This window comes from Wenzhouxiangella sp. 15190 (assembly GCF_003417465.1).
Taxonomy (GTDB): domain Bacteria; phylum Pseudomonadota; class Gammaproteobacteria; order Xanthomonadales; family Wenzhouxiangellaceae; genus Wenzhouxiangella.
Genome location: NZ_QVMV01000049.1, coordinates 1 through 14710 on the forward strand (window position 1 = coordinate 1; position 14710 = coordinate 14710).

At 62.5% G+C, this 14710-nt stretch carries 14 protein-coding genes; 3 read left to right on the plus strand and 11 right to left on the minus strand.

Annotated elements, in window-relative coordinates:
• Positions 1 to 187 precede the first annotated feature (187 nt).
• Positions 188 to 1261 (plus strand): hypothetical protein, encoded by a 1074-nt coding sequence (locus tag DZK26_RS12245; protein WP_147306712.1) that lies wholly within the window; start codon positions 188 to 190, stop codon positions 1259 to 1261.
• A 157-nt stretch (positions 1262 to 1418) separates the two neighbouring features.
• On the opposite strand, the gene DZK26_RS12250 is transcribed toward DZK26_RS12245, so the two are convergent.
• The 3 genes from DZK26_RS12250 to DZK26_RS12260 form a co-directional block, all read right to left on the minus strand.
• The gene (locus DZK26_RS12250) at positions 1419 to 2051 is read right to left on the minus strand and encodes a triacylglycerol lipase (RefSeq protein ID WP_116899098.1); all 633 of its coding nucleotides are present in this window, start codon (positions 2049 to 2051) and stop codon (positions 1419 to 1421) included.
• A gap of 187 nt (positions 2052 to 2238) precedes the next feature.
• Positions 2239 to 4011 carry an aspartate--tRNA ligase gene (aspS, locus tag DZK26_RS12255; protein ID WP_116899099.1) on the minus strand — a complete coding sequence of 591 codons (1773 nt, stop codon included), beginning with the start codon at positions 4009 to 4011 and terminating at the stop codon, positions 2239 to 2241.
• A 3-nt stretch (positions 4012 to 4014) separates the two neighbouring features.
• On the minus strand, positions 4015 to 4359 hold the full coding sequence (locus DZK26_RS12260) for an FmdB family zinc ribbon protein (RefSeq protein ID WP_116899100.1): 345 nt from the start codon (positions 4357 to 4359) through the stop codon (positions 4015 to 4017).
• Positions 4360 to 4493: 134 nt separating this feature from the next.
• Here DZK26_RS12260 and DZK26_RS12265 point away from each other — a divergent pair, with 134 nt between their 5' ends.
• Positions 4494 to 5147: an RIO1 family regulatory kinase/ATPase gene (locus tag DZK26_RS12265; protein ID WP_116899101.1), complete on the plus strand. Its 654-nt coding sequence runs from the start codon at positions 4494 to 4496 to the stop codon at positions 5145 to 5147.
• On the opposite strand, the gene DZK26_RS12270 is transcribed toward DZK26_RS12265, so the two are convergent.
• Positions 5142 to 6134: an NAD-dependent epimerase/dehydratase family protein gene (locus DZK26_RS12270; protein WP_220376498.1), complete on the minus strand. Its 993-nt coding sequence runs from the start codon at positions 6132 to 6134 to the stop codon at positions 5142 to 5144. The genes DZK26_RS12265 and DZK26_RS12270 overlap by 6 nt on opposite strands.
• 163 nt (positions 6135 to 6297) lie before the next feature.
• On the opposite strand from DZK26_RS12270, the gene ettA reads away from it, so the two are divergent.
• On the plus strand, positions 6298 to 7968 hold the full coding sequence (gene ettA, locus DZK26_RS12275) for an energy-dependent translational throttle protein EttA (protein ID WP_116899102.1): 1671 nt from the start codon (positions 6298 to 6300) through the stop codon (positions 7966 to 7968).
• 218 nt (positions 7969 to 8186) lie between these two features.
• Here the strand turns inward: ettA and DZK26_RS12280 are convergent, their stop codons facing one another.
• From DZK26_RS12280 to DZK26_RS12310, 7 genes are all read right to left on the minus strand, one after another.
• Positions 8187 to 9023, minus strand: a complete 837-nt coding sequence (locus tag DZK26_RS12280) for an NAD-dependent dehydratase (protein WP_116899103.1) — start codon at positions 9021 to 9023, stop codon at positions 8187 to 8189.
• On the minus strand, positions 9020 to 9889 hold the full coding sequence (locus tag DZK26_RS12285; protein WP_181918478.1) for a glycosyltransferase family 2 protein: 870 nt from the start codon (positions 9887 to 9889) through the stop codon (positions 9020 to 9022). The genes DZK26_RS12280 and DZK26_RS12285 overlap by 4 nt, the downstream gene beginning before the upstream one ends.
• Entirely contained in the window at positions 9886 to 10761 is an 876-nt protein-coding gene (locus DZK26_RS12290; RefSeq protein WP_116899105.1) for a bifunctional 2-polyprenyl-6-hydroxyphenol methylase/3-demethylubiquinol 3-O-methyltransferase UbiG, read from the minus strand. The genes DZK26_RS12285 and DZK26_RS12290 overlap by 4 nt, the downstream gene beginning before the upstream one ends.
• 177 nt (positions 10762 to 10938) lie before the next feature.
• The gene (locus DZK26_RS12295) at positions 10939 to 11766 is read right to left on the minus strand and encodes a glycosyltransferase family 2 protein (RefSeq protein WP_116899106.1); all 828 of its coding nucleotides are present in this window, start codon (positions 11764 to 11766) and stop codon (positions 10939 to 10941) included.
• Entirely contained in the window at positions 11751 to 12932 is a 1182-nt protein-coding gene (locus DZK26_RS12300) for an ABC transporter ATP-binding protein (protein ID WP_116899107.1), read from the minus strand. Before DZK26_RS12300 ends, DZK26_RS12295 begins: the two co-directional genes overlap by 16 nt.
• Positions 12929 to 13705 (minus strand): ABC transporter permease, encoded by a 777-nt coding sequence (locus DZK26_RS12305; RefSeq protein ID WP_116899108.1) that lies wholly within the window; start codon positions 13703 to 13705, stop codon positions 12929 to 12931. Before DZK26_RS12305 ends, DZK26_RS12300 begins: the two co-directional genes overlap by 4 nt.
• A gap of 35 nt (positions 13706 to 13740) precedes the next feature.
• Positions 13741 to 14694, minus strand: coding sequence for a peptidylprolyl isomerase (locus DZK26_RS12310; RefSeq protein ID WP_116899109.1), 954 nt, complete (start codon positions 14692 to 14694; stop codon positions 13741 to 13743).
• Positions 14695 to 14710: the final 16 nt, after the last annotated feature.

A 14710-nucleotide genomic window follows, 5' to 3' on the forward strand; every position in this document is an offset into this window, starting at 1 on the left:
CGTCCCTTTTTTCGCGCTGGAAAAAAGGGACCCGCCATCAGCCTGCGGAGCAGGCGGGCGGAACAGATTTTGACTTGTCGAAGCCCGCACAGCACCCGGTATCACCAAACCACCTTGCGCCCCCCGCCTGAAGCAGCCCGACTCCATTCAGCCACTAGTCAGAATCCGGCGCTAGAATGAGCGACACATGTCACGGAATGACCGAACCATGCGCTACCTGCTGCTTACCCTGACTTTCGTGCTCGTCGGCCACGCTTCGGCGACCGGCGAGATCAACGTGCTCACGGACCTGCAATCGCCCTTCCCGCCCGGCTGCGTGGCGGTTTCGCTGCCGCAGGAGTCGGCATCCGCCGAGAACGAGTTGTACGATGAGGACGTATTCATCCCTTCGGTCGAAGAGGACCAGCCGGCCGCCCAGGTGCGCGTGCAGATCTGGCGCACGGGGTGTCACGACGAAGGCTTTTCGGTGGTGATGGTCCGACTGGAAAAAGTCAGCGGCGGGCCCGTTCTGGTTCCCAGAGCTTTCGCCGAGGCCGGGAACGTCGAGCTGCCCGGCCACCAGGCACAATTGATCCGCCATCCCGCCGTCGGCGGCGTGGGGGCGTCCGGCAACGACCTCGTGGGCGCGACGACCTACATGCTCGGCGTCGATCCGTTTCCGCTCAACCCGGACAACGATACAACGTTCGGACCGACCGAATACAACGATGAATTCACCCTGGAGCTTTTCTGGGGCGACTACGCCCGGACGGACCCGTCGGAGGACTTTCGTCTGTTCACGATCTTCGAGTACGAGCCGCAGATCGACCCGACACAAAAGGACTACCCCATTCTTCACGGCCGCATGTCGGGCCAGTACACGGTCGAGGGCCGACCGTTCAGCGGCGTCGTGCTGCAGATCGGCGAGGTCTACAACCCGGACGGTCCCGACACCAACTCGGTCTCGGTATTGTTTTTTACCTACATAAATGGTGCGCCCACCTGGGTCATCGGCGCGGATTCCAACCTGGAGCCTGGCTTCGATATGGTCACCCTCGACATGCTCGAACTGTCGGGCGGCCAATTCATCACCAGCCCCCCCGGAAGGTATGACGAGGACGATGTCACCGATGAATTCATCGGAACCATGACCCTCGAGGCACTGGACTGCAACACACTGCTGATCGGCTACAACTTCAGCGAAAGCGGACTGGGGACCGGTTCCTTCGAAGCCGAGCGGTTGATCAACCTGGCCGGGTATGCGTGTAATCCTTGGAGGTAACGCGCGCCGCGTGGCGCGCGAAATTCGAAGCACGAAGCACCAAACTCGAAACAAATCCGAAATTTAAAATCCGAAACTGATCGAAGGCAGCCGTTTCGAATTTCGAGTTTGGTGCTTGTTTCGGATTTGGTGCTTCGGATTTCGGATTTAGGAACCGCTACTTCTCGAAACTGCCGGACTGCAGGAATCTTGCGACTGCCCGCGATACCACCGGCGCCATCACCAGACCGGTGTGGGTGACCGGCAGGATGCACTCCGCGGCTCCCTCGAGACGGCATTCCGAGACGCTGACGGTACCGTCGTTGGGACCATCCAGGCCGCCAATAATCCGCCCTACCCCCATCGATCGGCTGCCGGCGATCACGCCGGTCTCGCGGCCGGGAGGGGCGTGGGAGAGGCCGTTGGTCAGCGCCTTCCTCGCCTGTCCGACCAACGGCTTGAACAGGGGACGACCGGCCACGCGCCGGCCCACGGCCGAGCCCCGGACGGGACTTCCCAGAAGCACGACACGACCCGGCGGCAGGCCGGTGTATTCATCGAGCATGCGCAGGATGACCAGCCCGCCCAGGGAATGGCCAACCAGGTCGACCTGGTCGAGCGACAGGCCGGCGACGAACTCGCGCAGGGCCTCAGCATTGGCGCGCAAGGAGCGTTGCATGGTGGGATAGCCGAAGCTGTGGGTTCGAAATCCCGCCCGCTCCAGCCGGCGGGCCACCAGCCTCATGCTCCAGGGACCCCACCAGAGGCCGTGGACCAGGACGACGGTTCGGGGGGAGGTTGCCTTATTCATTGCTTCAGGCCGTCGTCCTTAATGCTCAAGAACCAAGCATGCTCAATGACCAAGAACCAAATTCCAATTTACAAACAAGGACCAATGATCAATTTTCAATGACCGAAACGAGTTCCAAACGCTGCAGTTTCGATGATTGATTATTCGATCATTGAGATTTGTTTGTAAATTGGTGCTTGGTAATTGGTCATTGACTCTCGCCTGCATCCGATCGCAACTTCAACTCCTTCAGCTGCTCAGCCTCCACCGCCGCCGGTGCCCCCGTCATCAGGCACGAGGCATTCGCGGTCTTGGGGAAAGCGATGACTTCGCGGATGGAGTCCTCGCCGGCCATGAGCGCGGCGATGCGGTCGATGCCGAAGGCAATGCCGCCGTGCGGCGGGCAGCCGTACTTGAGCGCTTCGAGCAGGAAGCCGAAACGCGCCTTCGCTTCCGTCTCGTCAATACCGAGCACGTCGAAGGCGGCCTGCTGCAGCTTCGGGTCGTGAATACGGATCGAACCGCCGCCGATCTCCGAACCATTGAGCACCATGTCGTACGCACGCGAGAGCGCGTTGACCGGGTCGGCCTTGAGCGCGTCTCCGTCGTTGACCGCCGGCGCGGTGAAAGGATGGTGCAGCGCGTAGTAGCGGCCGTCCTCGTCGTCGTATTCGAACATTGGGAAGTCGACCACCCACAAGGGCTTCCAGCCTTCCTGCACGAGGTCGAGATCCTTCGCCACCTGCAGGCGCAGCGCACCCAGGAAGGTGCTGACCGTCATCTTCTCACCGGCGCCGAAGAACAGGATATCGCCGTCCTGCGCGCCGGTTTCGGCCAGAATGCCCGCCACCGCCTGCTCATCGAGGAACTTGGCCACCGGCGACTGCACGCCTTCAAGGCCGGCGGCGGCATCTTTGACCTTCATCCAGGCCAGGCCCTTCGCACCGTAACGGCCGACGAAATCGGTGTAGCCATCGATCTGCTTGCGCGTCAGCTCAGCGCCGCCGGGCACGCGCAACGCAGCCACACGCGAGGCCGGGTCGTTGGCCGGGCCGGAGAAGACCTTGAATTCGACGTGGCGCACGTGCTCGCAGATGGTGATCAGCTCGAGATCGACACGCAGGTCCGGCTTGTCGGAACCGTAGCGGCGCATCGCCTCGGCATAACTCATGCGCGGGAAAGGATCGGGCAGCTCAACGTCGAGCACGTCCTTGAACACCTGCCGGATCAGTTGCTCGGCAGTGTTCTGCACGTCAGCCTCCTCGACGAAGGCCATCTCCATGTCGAGCTGGGTGAATTCGGGCTGGCGGTCGGCGCGCAAGTCCTCGTCGCGGAAGCAGCGCGCGATCTGGTAGTAGCGGTCCAGCCCGGTCATCATCAGAATCTGCTTGAAAATCTGCGGTGACTGCGGCAGCGCGAAAAAGCTGCCCGGGTGCACGCGGCTGGGCACGAGGTAGTCGCGCGCGCCTTCGGGCGTGGCACGCGTCAGGATCGGGGTTTCGGCATCGACGAAATCGCGCGCGTCGAGGAACTGCCGGATCGCACCGGTCAGCTTCGAGCGCAGACGCAGGTTGCGCTGCAGGCGCGGTCGTCGGAGATCCAGGAAGCGGTACTTCAGCCGCACTTCCTCGCCGTCTTCGTCGTTCATCAGCAGCGGCAGCGGCGCGGCGGCGCTGAGAATCTCCAGCGAGTCGGCTACCACCTCGACCTTGCCGGTGGACATGTCCGGGTTCCACTGGCTTTCCGGGCGCATGCGGACCGTGCCGGTCAAGCGTACGCAGAATTCATTGCGCAGTTTCTCGGCCTCGGCAAAGGCGGGCTTGTTGTCAGGCTCGACCACGACCTGCAGAACACCGGCGTGGTCTCGCAAACCGATGAAAATCAGCCCACCCAGATCACGGGCCCGATTGACCCAACCGCAGACGGTGACCTGCTGGCCATCGAGTGCTTCGGTGACTTCTCCGCAAAGATGAGAGCGCATCGGTCAGGCCGCCTGCCCGGAGGAGGGGCTGCCGGCACTGCCGCTCTTGTCGGAACCGGATGAGGTCGACTTCTTCTCGCCCTTTTTGTCCTTTGATTCCGACTGGCCTTCCGACTTCGATTCCTTTTTGCCGTCCTTGCCGTCACCGGCAAGATTGCGCTTGTTGTCTTTCTTGAAATCGGTCTCGTACCAGCCGCCACCCTTGAGCCGGAAACCGGCGGCGGAAATCAGCTTGGTCAGTTCGGGACGACCGCATTCGGGACAGTCGACCAGGGGCGGGTCGGAAAGCTTTTGCAGTTTTTCCAGTTCGTGCCCGCACGACTGGCAGCGATATTCGTAGATCGGCATTGTTCCAAATCCCCGTCTGAATCCTGTGGTGATGCGTATTGTGGGGGTCGCCGGCCTGGATTTCGAGTCCCGGGCCCAACTTTTCCCGACCGCCGAGCACCTGAAATACCGCTGCAATCCGCTATGATTGGCGAATGCCGTTGGCCGCAACCAAACTCGGTGACATCCATGCGTTGTTCGAGGACTTCTCGACCACGCGTTGGCCGGTGATCGCCGAAAGCAACCAGGGCACGATCGTACGCGTGCAAACCGGCGACCTCGACCTGGCCGTCAAGACCCCGCGCGGACGCGGTATCGCCTGGCGTGCACGCCGTTTCTCGCTCGGGCGCGAATACCGGGCCTATCGCCGCATCGAGGGTCTCGAGGGCTTTCCGCGCTGCCTGGGACTGTTCGGCGGCTGCCACCTGGCAATCGAATACGTCGACGGCGCCCTGCTCCGCCACGCCACACCTTCAGACCCGGAATGCTTTTTCGGCCGACTCAGGCAGACCATCCAGGCCATGCATGAACGCGGCGTGGTCCACGGCGACCTCAAGAGCCGCCAGAACGTATTGGTCGCCAGCGATGGGCGACCGGTCATCATCGACCTCGGTACGGCCCTGGTGCGCAAGCCCGGGTGGCACCCGATCAATCACTGGCTGTTCGACTACCTGCGCCAGATCGACCTCAACGGCTGGGTCAAGCTCAAGTACGGCAGTTACGACCGCGTGGACGAGCTCGATCGCCACCTGGTGCGGCGATCGCGCATCGAGCGCATCAACAACTGGGCGCGACGCCGCGGTTTATGAACCCCAAAGCTTTCGCAGCCCTTCCTCGATGCTGACGGTCGGCTCGTATCCCAGGTCGCGCCTAGCCGCCGAGATATCGAACCAGTGTGCCGTGGCCAGGTGCTCCACCACGAATCGCGACAATGGCGGATCACTTCGTCGCCGGGTGGCCCGCCACAGCCATTCAACGAGCGTTGCTGCGGCCATGGCGATGCCTGGCGACACCCGGCCGAGCTTCGGCGTTTCGCCGGCGGCCTCGAGCATCATCGACAGCATCTCGCCGACCGGTTTCGGCTCGCCGTTGGAGATGAAGTAGGCTTTGCCGGCAGCCGTGCCCGGGCCGGAGAGATTGTCCAGCGCCAGCACATGCGCCCCGGCGGCGTTGTCGATATAGACGGTATCGATCAGTTTTTCCGGCGCGGGCAGCTTGAGCCGCCCGGCACGGTTTTTCTCGATCAGGCGCGGCAGAAGCTGATTGTCACCCGGGCCCCAGATCAGGTGCGGGCGCAGCGCGCAGACCTTCAGATCGGCATCACTGGCGGCCAGCGCCAGACGCTCGGCTTCCGCCTTGGTGGCCGGGTACGGTGCCGGGAAATGATCCGGATAAGGCAGCGACTCTTCGCCGCCATCGATATCATCGCCGGCATGAACCACGCTGGGCGACGAGGTGTGCACCAGATAGCGCACGCCGAACTTGCGGCAGGCTTCGATGACATTGCCCGTGCCCACCACGTTGGCGGCCACGAAATCCGGTGCGTACAGGCCGGGGCCGGCCTTGGCAGCCACGTGGATCACCGCATCCATGCCGTCGACGGCGGCCATGACTGCCTCCCGGTCAGCAATATCGCCGCGATGACAGGTCACGCCCAGCCCCGCCAGCTCGGGATAGTCGGAGCGATTGATGGTGGACACCGAATCGCCGCGCTCGACGAGCTGGCGTACGATGGCCTGGCCGAGGAAGCCGCCCCCACCGGTGACCAGAATTTTCATCGGTGCTGCGTTGCTCATGAGATGGAGTCTCACGTGTGAAGTGTGAAGTGTAAAGTGTGAAGGAAGTCGCCGTCCCCTCTTCACACTTCACACTGAACACTTCACACTCGTTGCCGCCTGGCAATCCGCTACACTCGCCCCCACATTCACGCACTCGCAACGAACCGAACGGATTCCGCCGATGGCCCAGTACGTCTACACCATGCACCGCGTCTCCAAGGTGGTGCCGCCCAACCGCACCCTGATCAAGGACGTCTCCCTGTCGTTCTTCCCCGGCGCCAAGATCGGCGTGTTGGGGCTCAACGGCGCGGGCAAGTCCACGGTGCTTCGCATCATGGCCGGCGTCGACAAGGAATTCGACGGCGAGGCGCGGCCGCAGCCGGGTATCCGCATCGGCTACCTGCCGCAGGAACCGGAGCTGCCCGAGGACCAGACCGTGCGCGAGGCCGTGATGGACGGCGTGGGCGAATTGCGCGACATGCTGGTGCGTTTCGAGGAAATCTCGGAGAAGTTCGCCGAGCCGATGAGCGACGACGAGATGACCGAGCTGTTGGCCGAACAGGCCGAACTGCAGGACAAGATCGACTCCGCCGGCGGCTGGGAAATCGAGCGCACCCTGGAAGTCGCCGCCGACGCGCTGCGCCTGCCGGAATGGGACTCGAAGATCGAACTGCTCTCCGGCGGCGAGCGCCGCCGCGTGGCGCTTTGCCGCGTGCTGCTTTCCAAGCCCGACATGCTGCTGCTCGACGAGCCCACCAACCATCTCGACGCCGAGTCGGTGGCCTGGCTGGAGCGCTATCTCGACGAATTCCCCGGCACCGTCATGGCCGTGACCCATGATCGCTACTTCCTCGACAACGTCGCCGGCTGGATCCTCGAGATGGACCGTGGCCACGGCATTCCCTTCGAGGGCAATTACTCGGCCTGGCTGGAGCAGAAGGAAGCGCGGCTGGCCGTGGAAGAAAAACAGGAGCAGGCCCGCCAGAAGGAGATCAAGCACGAGCTGGAATGGGTGCGCTCCAACCAGAAGGGCCGCCAGGCCAAATCCAAGGCACGCCTGAAGCAGTTCGAAGAGCTGAACTCGAAAGAGGTCCAAAAGCGCAACGAGACCCAGCAGATCTACATTCCGCCGGGCCCGCGCCTGGGCGACAAGGTGATCGAGGTCGACGGACTCTACAAGGGCTACGACGACCGCCTGCTGATCGAGGATCTGAGCTTCAAGGTGCCGCCGGGTGCAATCGTCGGCATCATCGGTGGCAACGGCGCCGGCAAGACCACGCTGTTCCGCATGATCGCCGGGCAGGAAGAACCCGACCGCGGCACGATCGACGTCGGCGAGACGGTGGAGCTGGGCTACGTCGACCAGAAGCGCGACAGCCTCAAGGACGACCGCCAGGTCTGGGAGGAGATCTCCAACGGTGCCGACGAGATCCACGTCGGCAACTACCGCATCCCGGCCCGCGCCTATGCCAGCCGCTTCAACTTCAAGGGCTCCGAGCAGCAGAAACGCATCGGCCAGCTCTCTGGCGGCGAGCGTAACCGCGTCCACCTGGCCAAGGTGCTGCACTCCGGCGCCAACGTGCTGATGCTCGACGAACCGACCAACGACCTCGACGTCGAGACCCTGCGCGCCCTGGAAGAGGCCCTGCTGGCCTTCCCCGGCTGCGTGCTGGTGACCTCGCATGATCGCTGGTTCCTCGACCGCATCGCCACCCATGTACTGGCCTTCGAGGGCGACTCGCACGTCGAATGGTTCGAGGGCAACTTCACCGACTACGAAAAAGACCTCAAGAAAAGACGCGGCGACCAGGCGGGACCGCACAGGCTGAAATACAAGCGTTTGAAGGCCTGATTAACGTCGGAGTCGGAATCACCGGCCGGTGGCACAGGTCAACGTTGAAAATCCGAAATTACAAATTCGAAATCCGAAACAAATTCAAAATCTCAATGTTCGAATGATCGAAACGAAAGACCTGGGCGTCAGAGCATGATCGCCGTTTGGGTCATTTGAGTATTCGGAAATTCGAATTTGTTTGAGATTTGGTGCTTCGGATTTGGTGCTTTACCGATTCATGGTCTGAACGGCCTCGGATTCCATCCCAGCTGCTCCCGCGCCGGCGTGTCGTCGACGACCAAGTCCATCGCCTGTCGCTCGATCATTGCCGGCGTGATGTCCTTGAGCCGGCCGGTCAGGTGGGCGGCGCGAATGCCGGCCTTCATGATCGACGCGGGCAAGCGCAGCAGGCGAATATTGCGACCTTCGGAGGCGGCCACTCGAGAAAGCATGTCGGGGTAGGTCAGCGTTTCCCCGCCGGCCAGTAGCCAGGTGCCGGCGCTCTTCGGCCCGGAAATTACGCACTCGACAGCCAGCCGCGCCAGGTCGTCGGCATGGACCGGTGCACGCAGCCCGCGGCCGGCCACGGGCACATACGCCAGCCGCGAGACCAAGCCCTTGAGGCGACTCACATTGGCATCGTCGCCACCGCCGTAGATCATCGTCGGCTTGAGCAGGGTCATTATGATGTCGCGTTCACGGCAGGCGTCGGCCAGCGCTTGCTCGCACCGCGCCAAGGCGTCCATCTGCCGACGCTCGGCCCGATCGCTGGATTGTTTCTTGAACATCGTGCTGGCCGAACTGAGCGCAATTACCCGGCCCAGGCCGGTACCTTGCTCGACCTGCGAGAGCGCGTGGGCGAGTGGCCCGAAGCTCACCAGCGTTCCGGCGCGCACATCGGCCGGGCCGCGCTCGAGGTCGTGCTGAAGCCAGGTCACATGCGGGAAAGCCCGGGCGGGTTCGCGGCGGGATACGGCGATAACGCGCACGCGCTGGCCGGCCGTACGGTCGAGCAGATAGCGGCCGCCGGCTCCGCTTGCGCCGAGCAGCAGGATGATCGCGCCTTCGCTCATCGTCGCGCGAGCAGGCACACCGGGGTCATCAGCACGGCATGCAGGTGAATGAACGACCACCACAGCATGCGACTGAACCAGGTCCAGCCTTCATCATCACCGGAGTGCTTGTTGAGATAGCGCCACAGGCTCTTGTGCTTGGCCCACATGACGGCGATCGGCCGACGACGGGAGGAAACCCCGCCGGCGTGCGATACGAAGACCGACGGCACCAGGCGAATGCGCCAGCCGGCCTCGCGCAGACGCGCCATCATGTCGAGATCCTCGAAGTGCATGTGAAAGCCCGGATCGAATCCGCCGACCTGCGCCAGGGCCGCGGTGCGCACCAGCATGCAGGCGCCGGAAACCGCTTCCACGTCGCTCGGCTCCTCGGGGGAAGGCTCATGGGTCAGATCGATGCCGTTGATGCGGCTGAACGGCAGGATTTCGGAAAGCACGTGTCGCCGGGTGGGCAGACGCCGGCGGCTGCCGCGCTGCTCGACCCCGCGCATGTCGAACACCCGCCCCGATACCAGGGCGGCGTCGGAGTGCTGATCCAGCTCTTCGACCAGTCGAGCCAGCGCAGCCGGCACCAGCAGACAGTCCGGATTGATGATCAGCAGGTACTCCGTGCGCACGGTCCGCAGCGCCTGATTGACGCCTCGCCCGAAGCCGAGGTTGCGGTGGGCCCGGCGAACCGTGATGCCGGGCATCGCGGGCAGGACGTCAATGCTGCCGTCATCGGATGCGTTGTCGATGACGATCACCTGCGGAGACGTGCCGCCACGGCCACGGAGATTTTCGATGCAGCGCGCCAGCCAGCGGCCGGAATTGTAATTGACGATCACCGCGGTCACGCGCGACAGCGGGCTGACTGCTGAAGTCATGATCGACGGAAGATCCTGCGCCACCATGGCCGGGCCAGTCGGGCCCGGAGGCGTTCGATCTCCGCCTCGCGTTCGGCCAGAAGGTGGCCGGCCTGAATATGCCGGGCCACCTCGTCATTGTAGTGCTGGTAGACCGATTCACCGCGGTCTCCGTAGAGCGACAGACCCGCTACCGGCGGCAACGACGAGGGCTCCGCGGCCGCCACGACGACGTAGTAAAGCGGTGGATAATCCGGTGCGTGTGCCGCGCGCAGGGTTCCTTCGTCTTCGATCAGGAATTGCCGCCCTTCGCCGTCGTCCAGATCCCACAGGGCCGAGACGAACATCAGCTTCTGGCCATAAAAACGATAGGCCGGAAAGACCGCCGAGATCAGCGACTCGAGTTCATCGCGGTACAGCTCGCGCACATGGAAGGGATTGTCGTAACCGGTCTCGTCGCTGTAGGTCTTTCGATCGGGCGAGGAAATGACGAGGAAGCCGTCAGGGCGCAGGACGCGACGAAACTCGGCCAGCAGGGTCTCCTGGGCCTCGAGATGTTCAAGCGTCTCGAAGGATACGACGACATCGAAGCGATCGTCCTCGCAGGGCAGCTTGGTGGCATCCGCCTGTTCGAACCGGAGATTGTCGCCAGAATAGCGTTCGCGCGCATGCGCCACCGCCGCTTCGCCAATATCCACGCCCACGACCGACTTAGCCCGTGTGGCCAGCAGGTGGCTGCCGTAACCCTCGCCACAAGCCGCGTCGAGCGCGTCGAGCCCCTTGACCATCTCGGCCGCCCAGGCATAACGGTGCCAATGCTCGTAGGCCATTTCACGCACGCACTCGGGCGTGAAGCGCTCGCCGGTGAATTCGAGTTCGGGCTGGTCTGACATCTAGCGGGTGTCGATCATGTACAGCTGCCAGTTTAACCCGGCCGGTTGGCTGTGGTCTGTGGTCTGGGCTCTATGTGTCGTTTCGTCGTTTTGTCGTTTCGACTTATTACCGAGTACTGAACATGGACCACAGTGCACGGGATCCCGGATAACGCCTCCGGCGTTTCCGGGACGACATTATTGCGACGGGTTGGCTTTTCGAAAGGCCTCGACGATTTTCTGCCGGCGCTCGGCCATCGGATCGGCTTCGATGAAAGCGCGTACACGCTCCATGTAGTCCGGATAGCGCGAGAGCAGGGTTTCCATCGCCTCGCCACCGGGCTTCAGTCCCAGGGGACCGAAGCTGGCGCCGCCTTCGTGCGCGACGAAGGCATCGTCGCAGATCACGTGGCGCCAACCCGCGCGAGCGGCGCGCATGCACCAGTCGTTTTCCTCGCCGTAGCCCCGCCCGTAGGCGGCCTCGTCGAACAGGCCGATCTGGTCGATGGCCCGGCGCCGCAGGAACATGCAGAACCCGACGGCCGTCGGGACTTCGGGATATAGAGGCGGACCGGCTTCCCGGCAGGCCTTTGCCCAACGCTCGGGGGCATCGGGCCAGGGGTTCGGATGACAGAACGTCGGGATGGACGCAATTTCGCCGTTGTTGGTCAACGGCGTCACAGAGGCAATGTCGCGGCCCGAGGCGGCACAGCGCTCGATGGCCTCCAGCCAGCCCGATGTGACGCGGGTATCGGCGTTGAGCAGGATCACATCCTGTCCTGCAGCCAGGGTCATGCCGAGGTTGGCGCTGGCGACGAATCCCAGGTTGCTTTCGTTGCGGACCCGCGTCCAGTTGCGGGGTTGGCTATCGAGCAATTCCGGGATCTCGGGCTCGGTCGATGCATCGTCGATAACGATCACCGGTTGTCTCGTCTCGATAGTTTCAGTCAGGGACGCCAGGCAACGACGCGTCGCCTCGGGCGCATTGAATACGGGAACGACGATCGCGGTCACGGCTTGCGCCATTCGTGCTTCAGTCGGACGAGGCCGAGCTCTCTGCTGCGGCCGGTGACAGTGAAGCTTTGCTCGATCGTGTCGCACACGCGCAACCCCTCCGGGTCCATGGCATGGGCACGCAGGGTGTAGCCACCGGGCAGCAAGGGCAATTCGGGGAATCGCAGGATGACGACCCAGCCATTGTCGCCGACGGGGTAAGGCTCGATCTCATCGTGGTCGGTGGCCACGCCATAAACCGGCGTTCCGTCGGCTCGAACGATGCCGAACAAGGCCTCCGGGGATCGGCCGTCCGGCGCGGCCAGCTCCAGTCGGACTTCCAGCGGATCGCCAACCGCCAACATCAGACTGTTTCCCTCGTTTTCCCCCAGCGTCATGGATCGAATCCGATAGGGCGCGTCCGGGTTACTGCCTGCCCGGGCACCGACATCCCGGGCATCCTTCCGCTCGTGCCAGGCCAGGTAGGACTGGGTGACATCGAAGACATCGCCGTACATGGACACCTTGCCCTCGTCGAGCCAGAGCGCGTGGCGACAGAGCTTCTGAACCTGGTACATGCTGTGGGAGACCATCAACATGGTGCCGCCGTCGGCCAGGTAGCCCTCGATCCAGCGAATGCACTTCTTCTGGAAACTCTCGTCACCGACCGCCAGTACCTCGTCGGTAATCAGCAGGTCGGGCCTGACCGAGGCGACCACCGCGAACCCCAGGCGAACGACCATGCCCGATGAGTAGTGCTTGACCGGTTCGTAAACGGAATCACCGATGTCGGCAAAGGCGAGAATATCGTCCAGGCGTTCGTCGACTTCCCGCCGCGACAGGCCGAGAAAGGCGGCATTCATGCGCAGATTGTCCAGGCCGGTGTATTCGGGATCGAAGCCGGCGCCCAGTTCCAGCAGCGCGGCGACACTGCCGTTTTGTTCGATCGTCCCCGTGGTCGGCGCCAGCACGCCCGTGATGATCTTCAGCAGGGTGGACTTGCCTGCACCGTTGGAGCCGATGATGGCCAGCGATTCGCCCGGCATGATGTCGAAGCTGATGTCCTCGAGCACCGCCGTGCCGCCCTCGGCCTTGCCGCGCCACAGCAATTGCCAGAAGGCACGAAAGCGCTCTCCCGAATTGACCGTCGGCGGGTAGCGCTTCGAGGCATTCGCCAGGCTGAGTAGCGGCCGGGTCACAGGAAGTCCTCGAAGTAGGGGCTCAAACGGCGAAAAATACGATGCCCGGCCCAGGCCACTGCCAGGCTGCCGAGAAGCATCGCCAGTGCCGGCCAACCAGGAAGAGACTCGGCATGCAGGATCCCGCCGCGGATTTCGGCCATCCACCAGGTCAGCGGATTCAGATCCAGCCAGGCCCCAAGATCTGACGGCAGCAGGGAGGGCGCGTACAGGATCGGGGTGAGAAAGAACCAGAACATCATCACCGTCGGCAGGGCCTGTTCGAGGTCGCGGACGTAGACCTGGATGGCGGACAGGCCCAGCGCCAGCCCACTGGTCAACACGAAAAGGCTGACAAGCGCCAGAAGCAGTCGGGGCAGCCCGGCCCAGTGCAGGTCGATACCCAGAACGACCAGGACGAGAAAAACGGCCAGGTAGCCGGCCAGGTGGAGCAGGAAAACCGCCGATACCGACGCAAACACCAGCAGTTCACGTGGCAGTGAAACCTTCGAGATCAGCGCAGCATGCTCCCGAATGGATTGGGAGCCCTTTAGTACACCCTCGGAAAACATCAGCCAGGGCCAGAGCGCGACCGCCAGCCAGGCCACGAATGGCATTTCCAGGCCGGGTGGAACCCGGGCCTGGAATATCACGCCGAATACGAAGGAGTAAACCGCCAGCAACAGCAGCGGGTTGAGAATCAGCCAGATCCAGCCGCTGGCGCTGCCGATAAACCGGGCACGGACATCACGCTGGAGAAGGAGGACAAAAGTAGCCAGCGTCGAACGAGACACTTAGCAATTCCCAACCTCGGCCTCAGTGAAACCAATTAGTCTTCGGTCGCGAGGGTCTCATGGTCACGCGTCCAGTCGACATTGTAACGTTCTAGCAACTCTCTTACGGCACCTTCCGGGAGTTGCATTGAATGCGACCCGGCCAGCCGAGAGCGAAACCGATCATTCAACTTTGCCCGGTGCTCATTGCGGGCTTGCTCTGTTGCTGCATCACGAACTTCGTCCCATTCGGGAATTCGACCTTCATTCCTGGCATCAAGTCGAACGATATGCCATCCAAGTGCGGAGGGAAATGGCTGGGATCTCTCGCCGGGCTCCAGCCGTTCCAGTTGACGCCGCACGCTTCGCTCAAGCTGGTCCGGTTCAACGTGTTCGTAGCGTCCCCGATTTTCTTCGACGCGCGGATCTTCCGAATACCGAGCAATCAGTTCATCCAGGTCAGCCCCGTCTTTCAGCCTTTCATTCAACTCAAGCATAAGCTCCATGAGCTTAATCTGATCATCGTCGGGATCCCTCTTTACCAGTAAATGACTGAAATCAAGGGTTTCGGGTTCACGGAAACGCTCAGGATTCGCCAGGTACATTTCGTGGGCCTGATCGCTATAGTCATCCAGCGTATTCTCATCGATATACTGCTCGGTCATGCGTTCCGCCGTCAAAACGGAGGCAGTCTGCAATAACAGGGCCTGGTGGAGCGGGTCGTCCAACAGCCCGGTCCGAGTGGCTTCGACCATATACTGACGTACGAGCATTAATTGTGTGAGTGCCTTTTCAACCCGGGCCGGACTATTCAGGAACGCCACATGGTCCGTTTCCGGAATTTGGGTCATATAGGCATCGAAATCCCTTTGTGTAACGACTGCCGGACCCGCTTGCGCCAGTATATCGCCCTGCTGTTCAACACTGAAGCTCAAAAGTGAGTCTGCATAACCGGCATTGCCCAGGGACAGACCAAGTGCCAGAATAAAACATTTGTAAGTAAGTCGCATTGAGATCTACTTTACC

Bases quoted from the DNA above. Each gene is read 5' to 3' on its own strand.
- DZK26_RS12245 (WP_147306712.1), top strand. From the start codon at position 188: ATGTCACGGAATGACCGAACCATGCGCTACCTGCTGCTTACCCTGACT.
- DZK26_RS12250 (WP_116899098.1), bottom strand. From the start codon at position 2,051: ATGAATAAGGCAACCTCCCCCCGAACCGTCGTCCTGGTCCACGGCCTC.
- aspS (WP_116899099.1), bottom strand. From the start codon at position 4,011: ATGCGCTCTCATCTTTGCGGAGAAGTCACCGAAGCACTCGATGGCCAG.
- DZK26_RS12260 (WP_116899100.1), bottom strand. From the start codon at position 4,359: ATGCCGATCTACGAATATCGCTGCCAGTCGTGCGGGCACGAACTGGAA.
- DZK26_RS12265 (WP_116899101.1), top strand. From the start codon at position 4,494: ATGCCGTTGGCCGCAACCAAACTCGGTGACATCCATGCGTTGTTCGAG.
- DZK26_RS12270 (WP_220376498.1), bottom strand. From the start codon at position 6,134: ATGAGCAACGCAGCACCGATGAAAATTCTGGTCACCGGTGGGGGCGGC.
- ettA (WP_116899102.1), top strand. From the start codon at position 6,298: ATGGCCCAGTACGTCTACACCATGCACCGCGTCTCCAAGGTGGTGCCG.
- DZK26_RS12280 (WP_116899103.1), bottom strand. From the start codon at position 9,023: ATGAGCGAAGGCGCGATCATCCTGCTGCTCGGCGCAAGCGGAGCCGGC.
- DZK26_RS12285 (WP_181918478.1), bottom strand. From the start codon at position 9,889: ATGACTTCAGCAGTCAGCCCGCTGTCGCGCGTGACCGCGGTGATCGTC.
- DZK26_RS12290 (WP_116899105.1), bottom strand. From the start codon at position 10,761: ATGTCAGACCAGCCCGAACTCGAATTCACCGGCGAGCGCTTCACGCCC.
- DZK26_RS12295 (WP_116899106.1), bottom strand. From the start codon at position 11,766: ATGGCGCAAGCCGTGACCGCGATCGTCGTTCCCGTATTCAATGCGCCC.
- DZK26_RS12310 (WP_116899109.1), bottom strand. From the start codon at position 14,694: ATGCGACTTACTTACAAATGTTTTATTCTGGCACTTGGTCTGTCCCTG.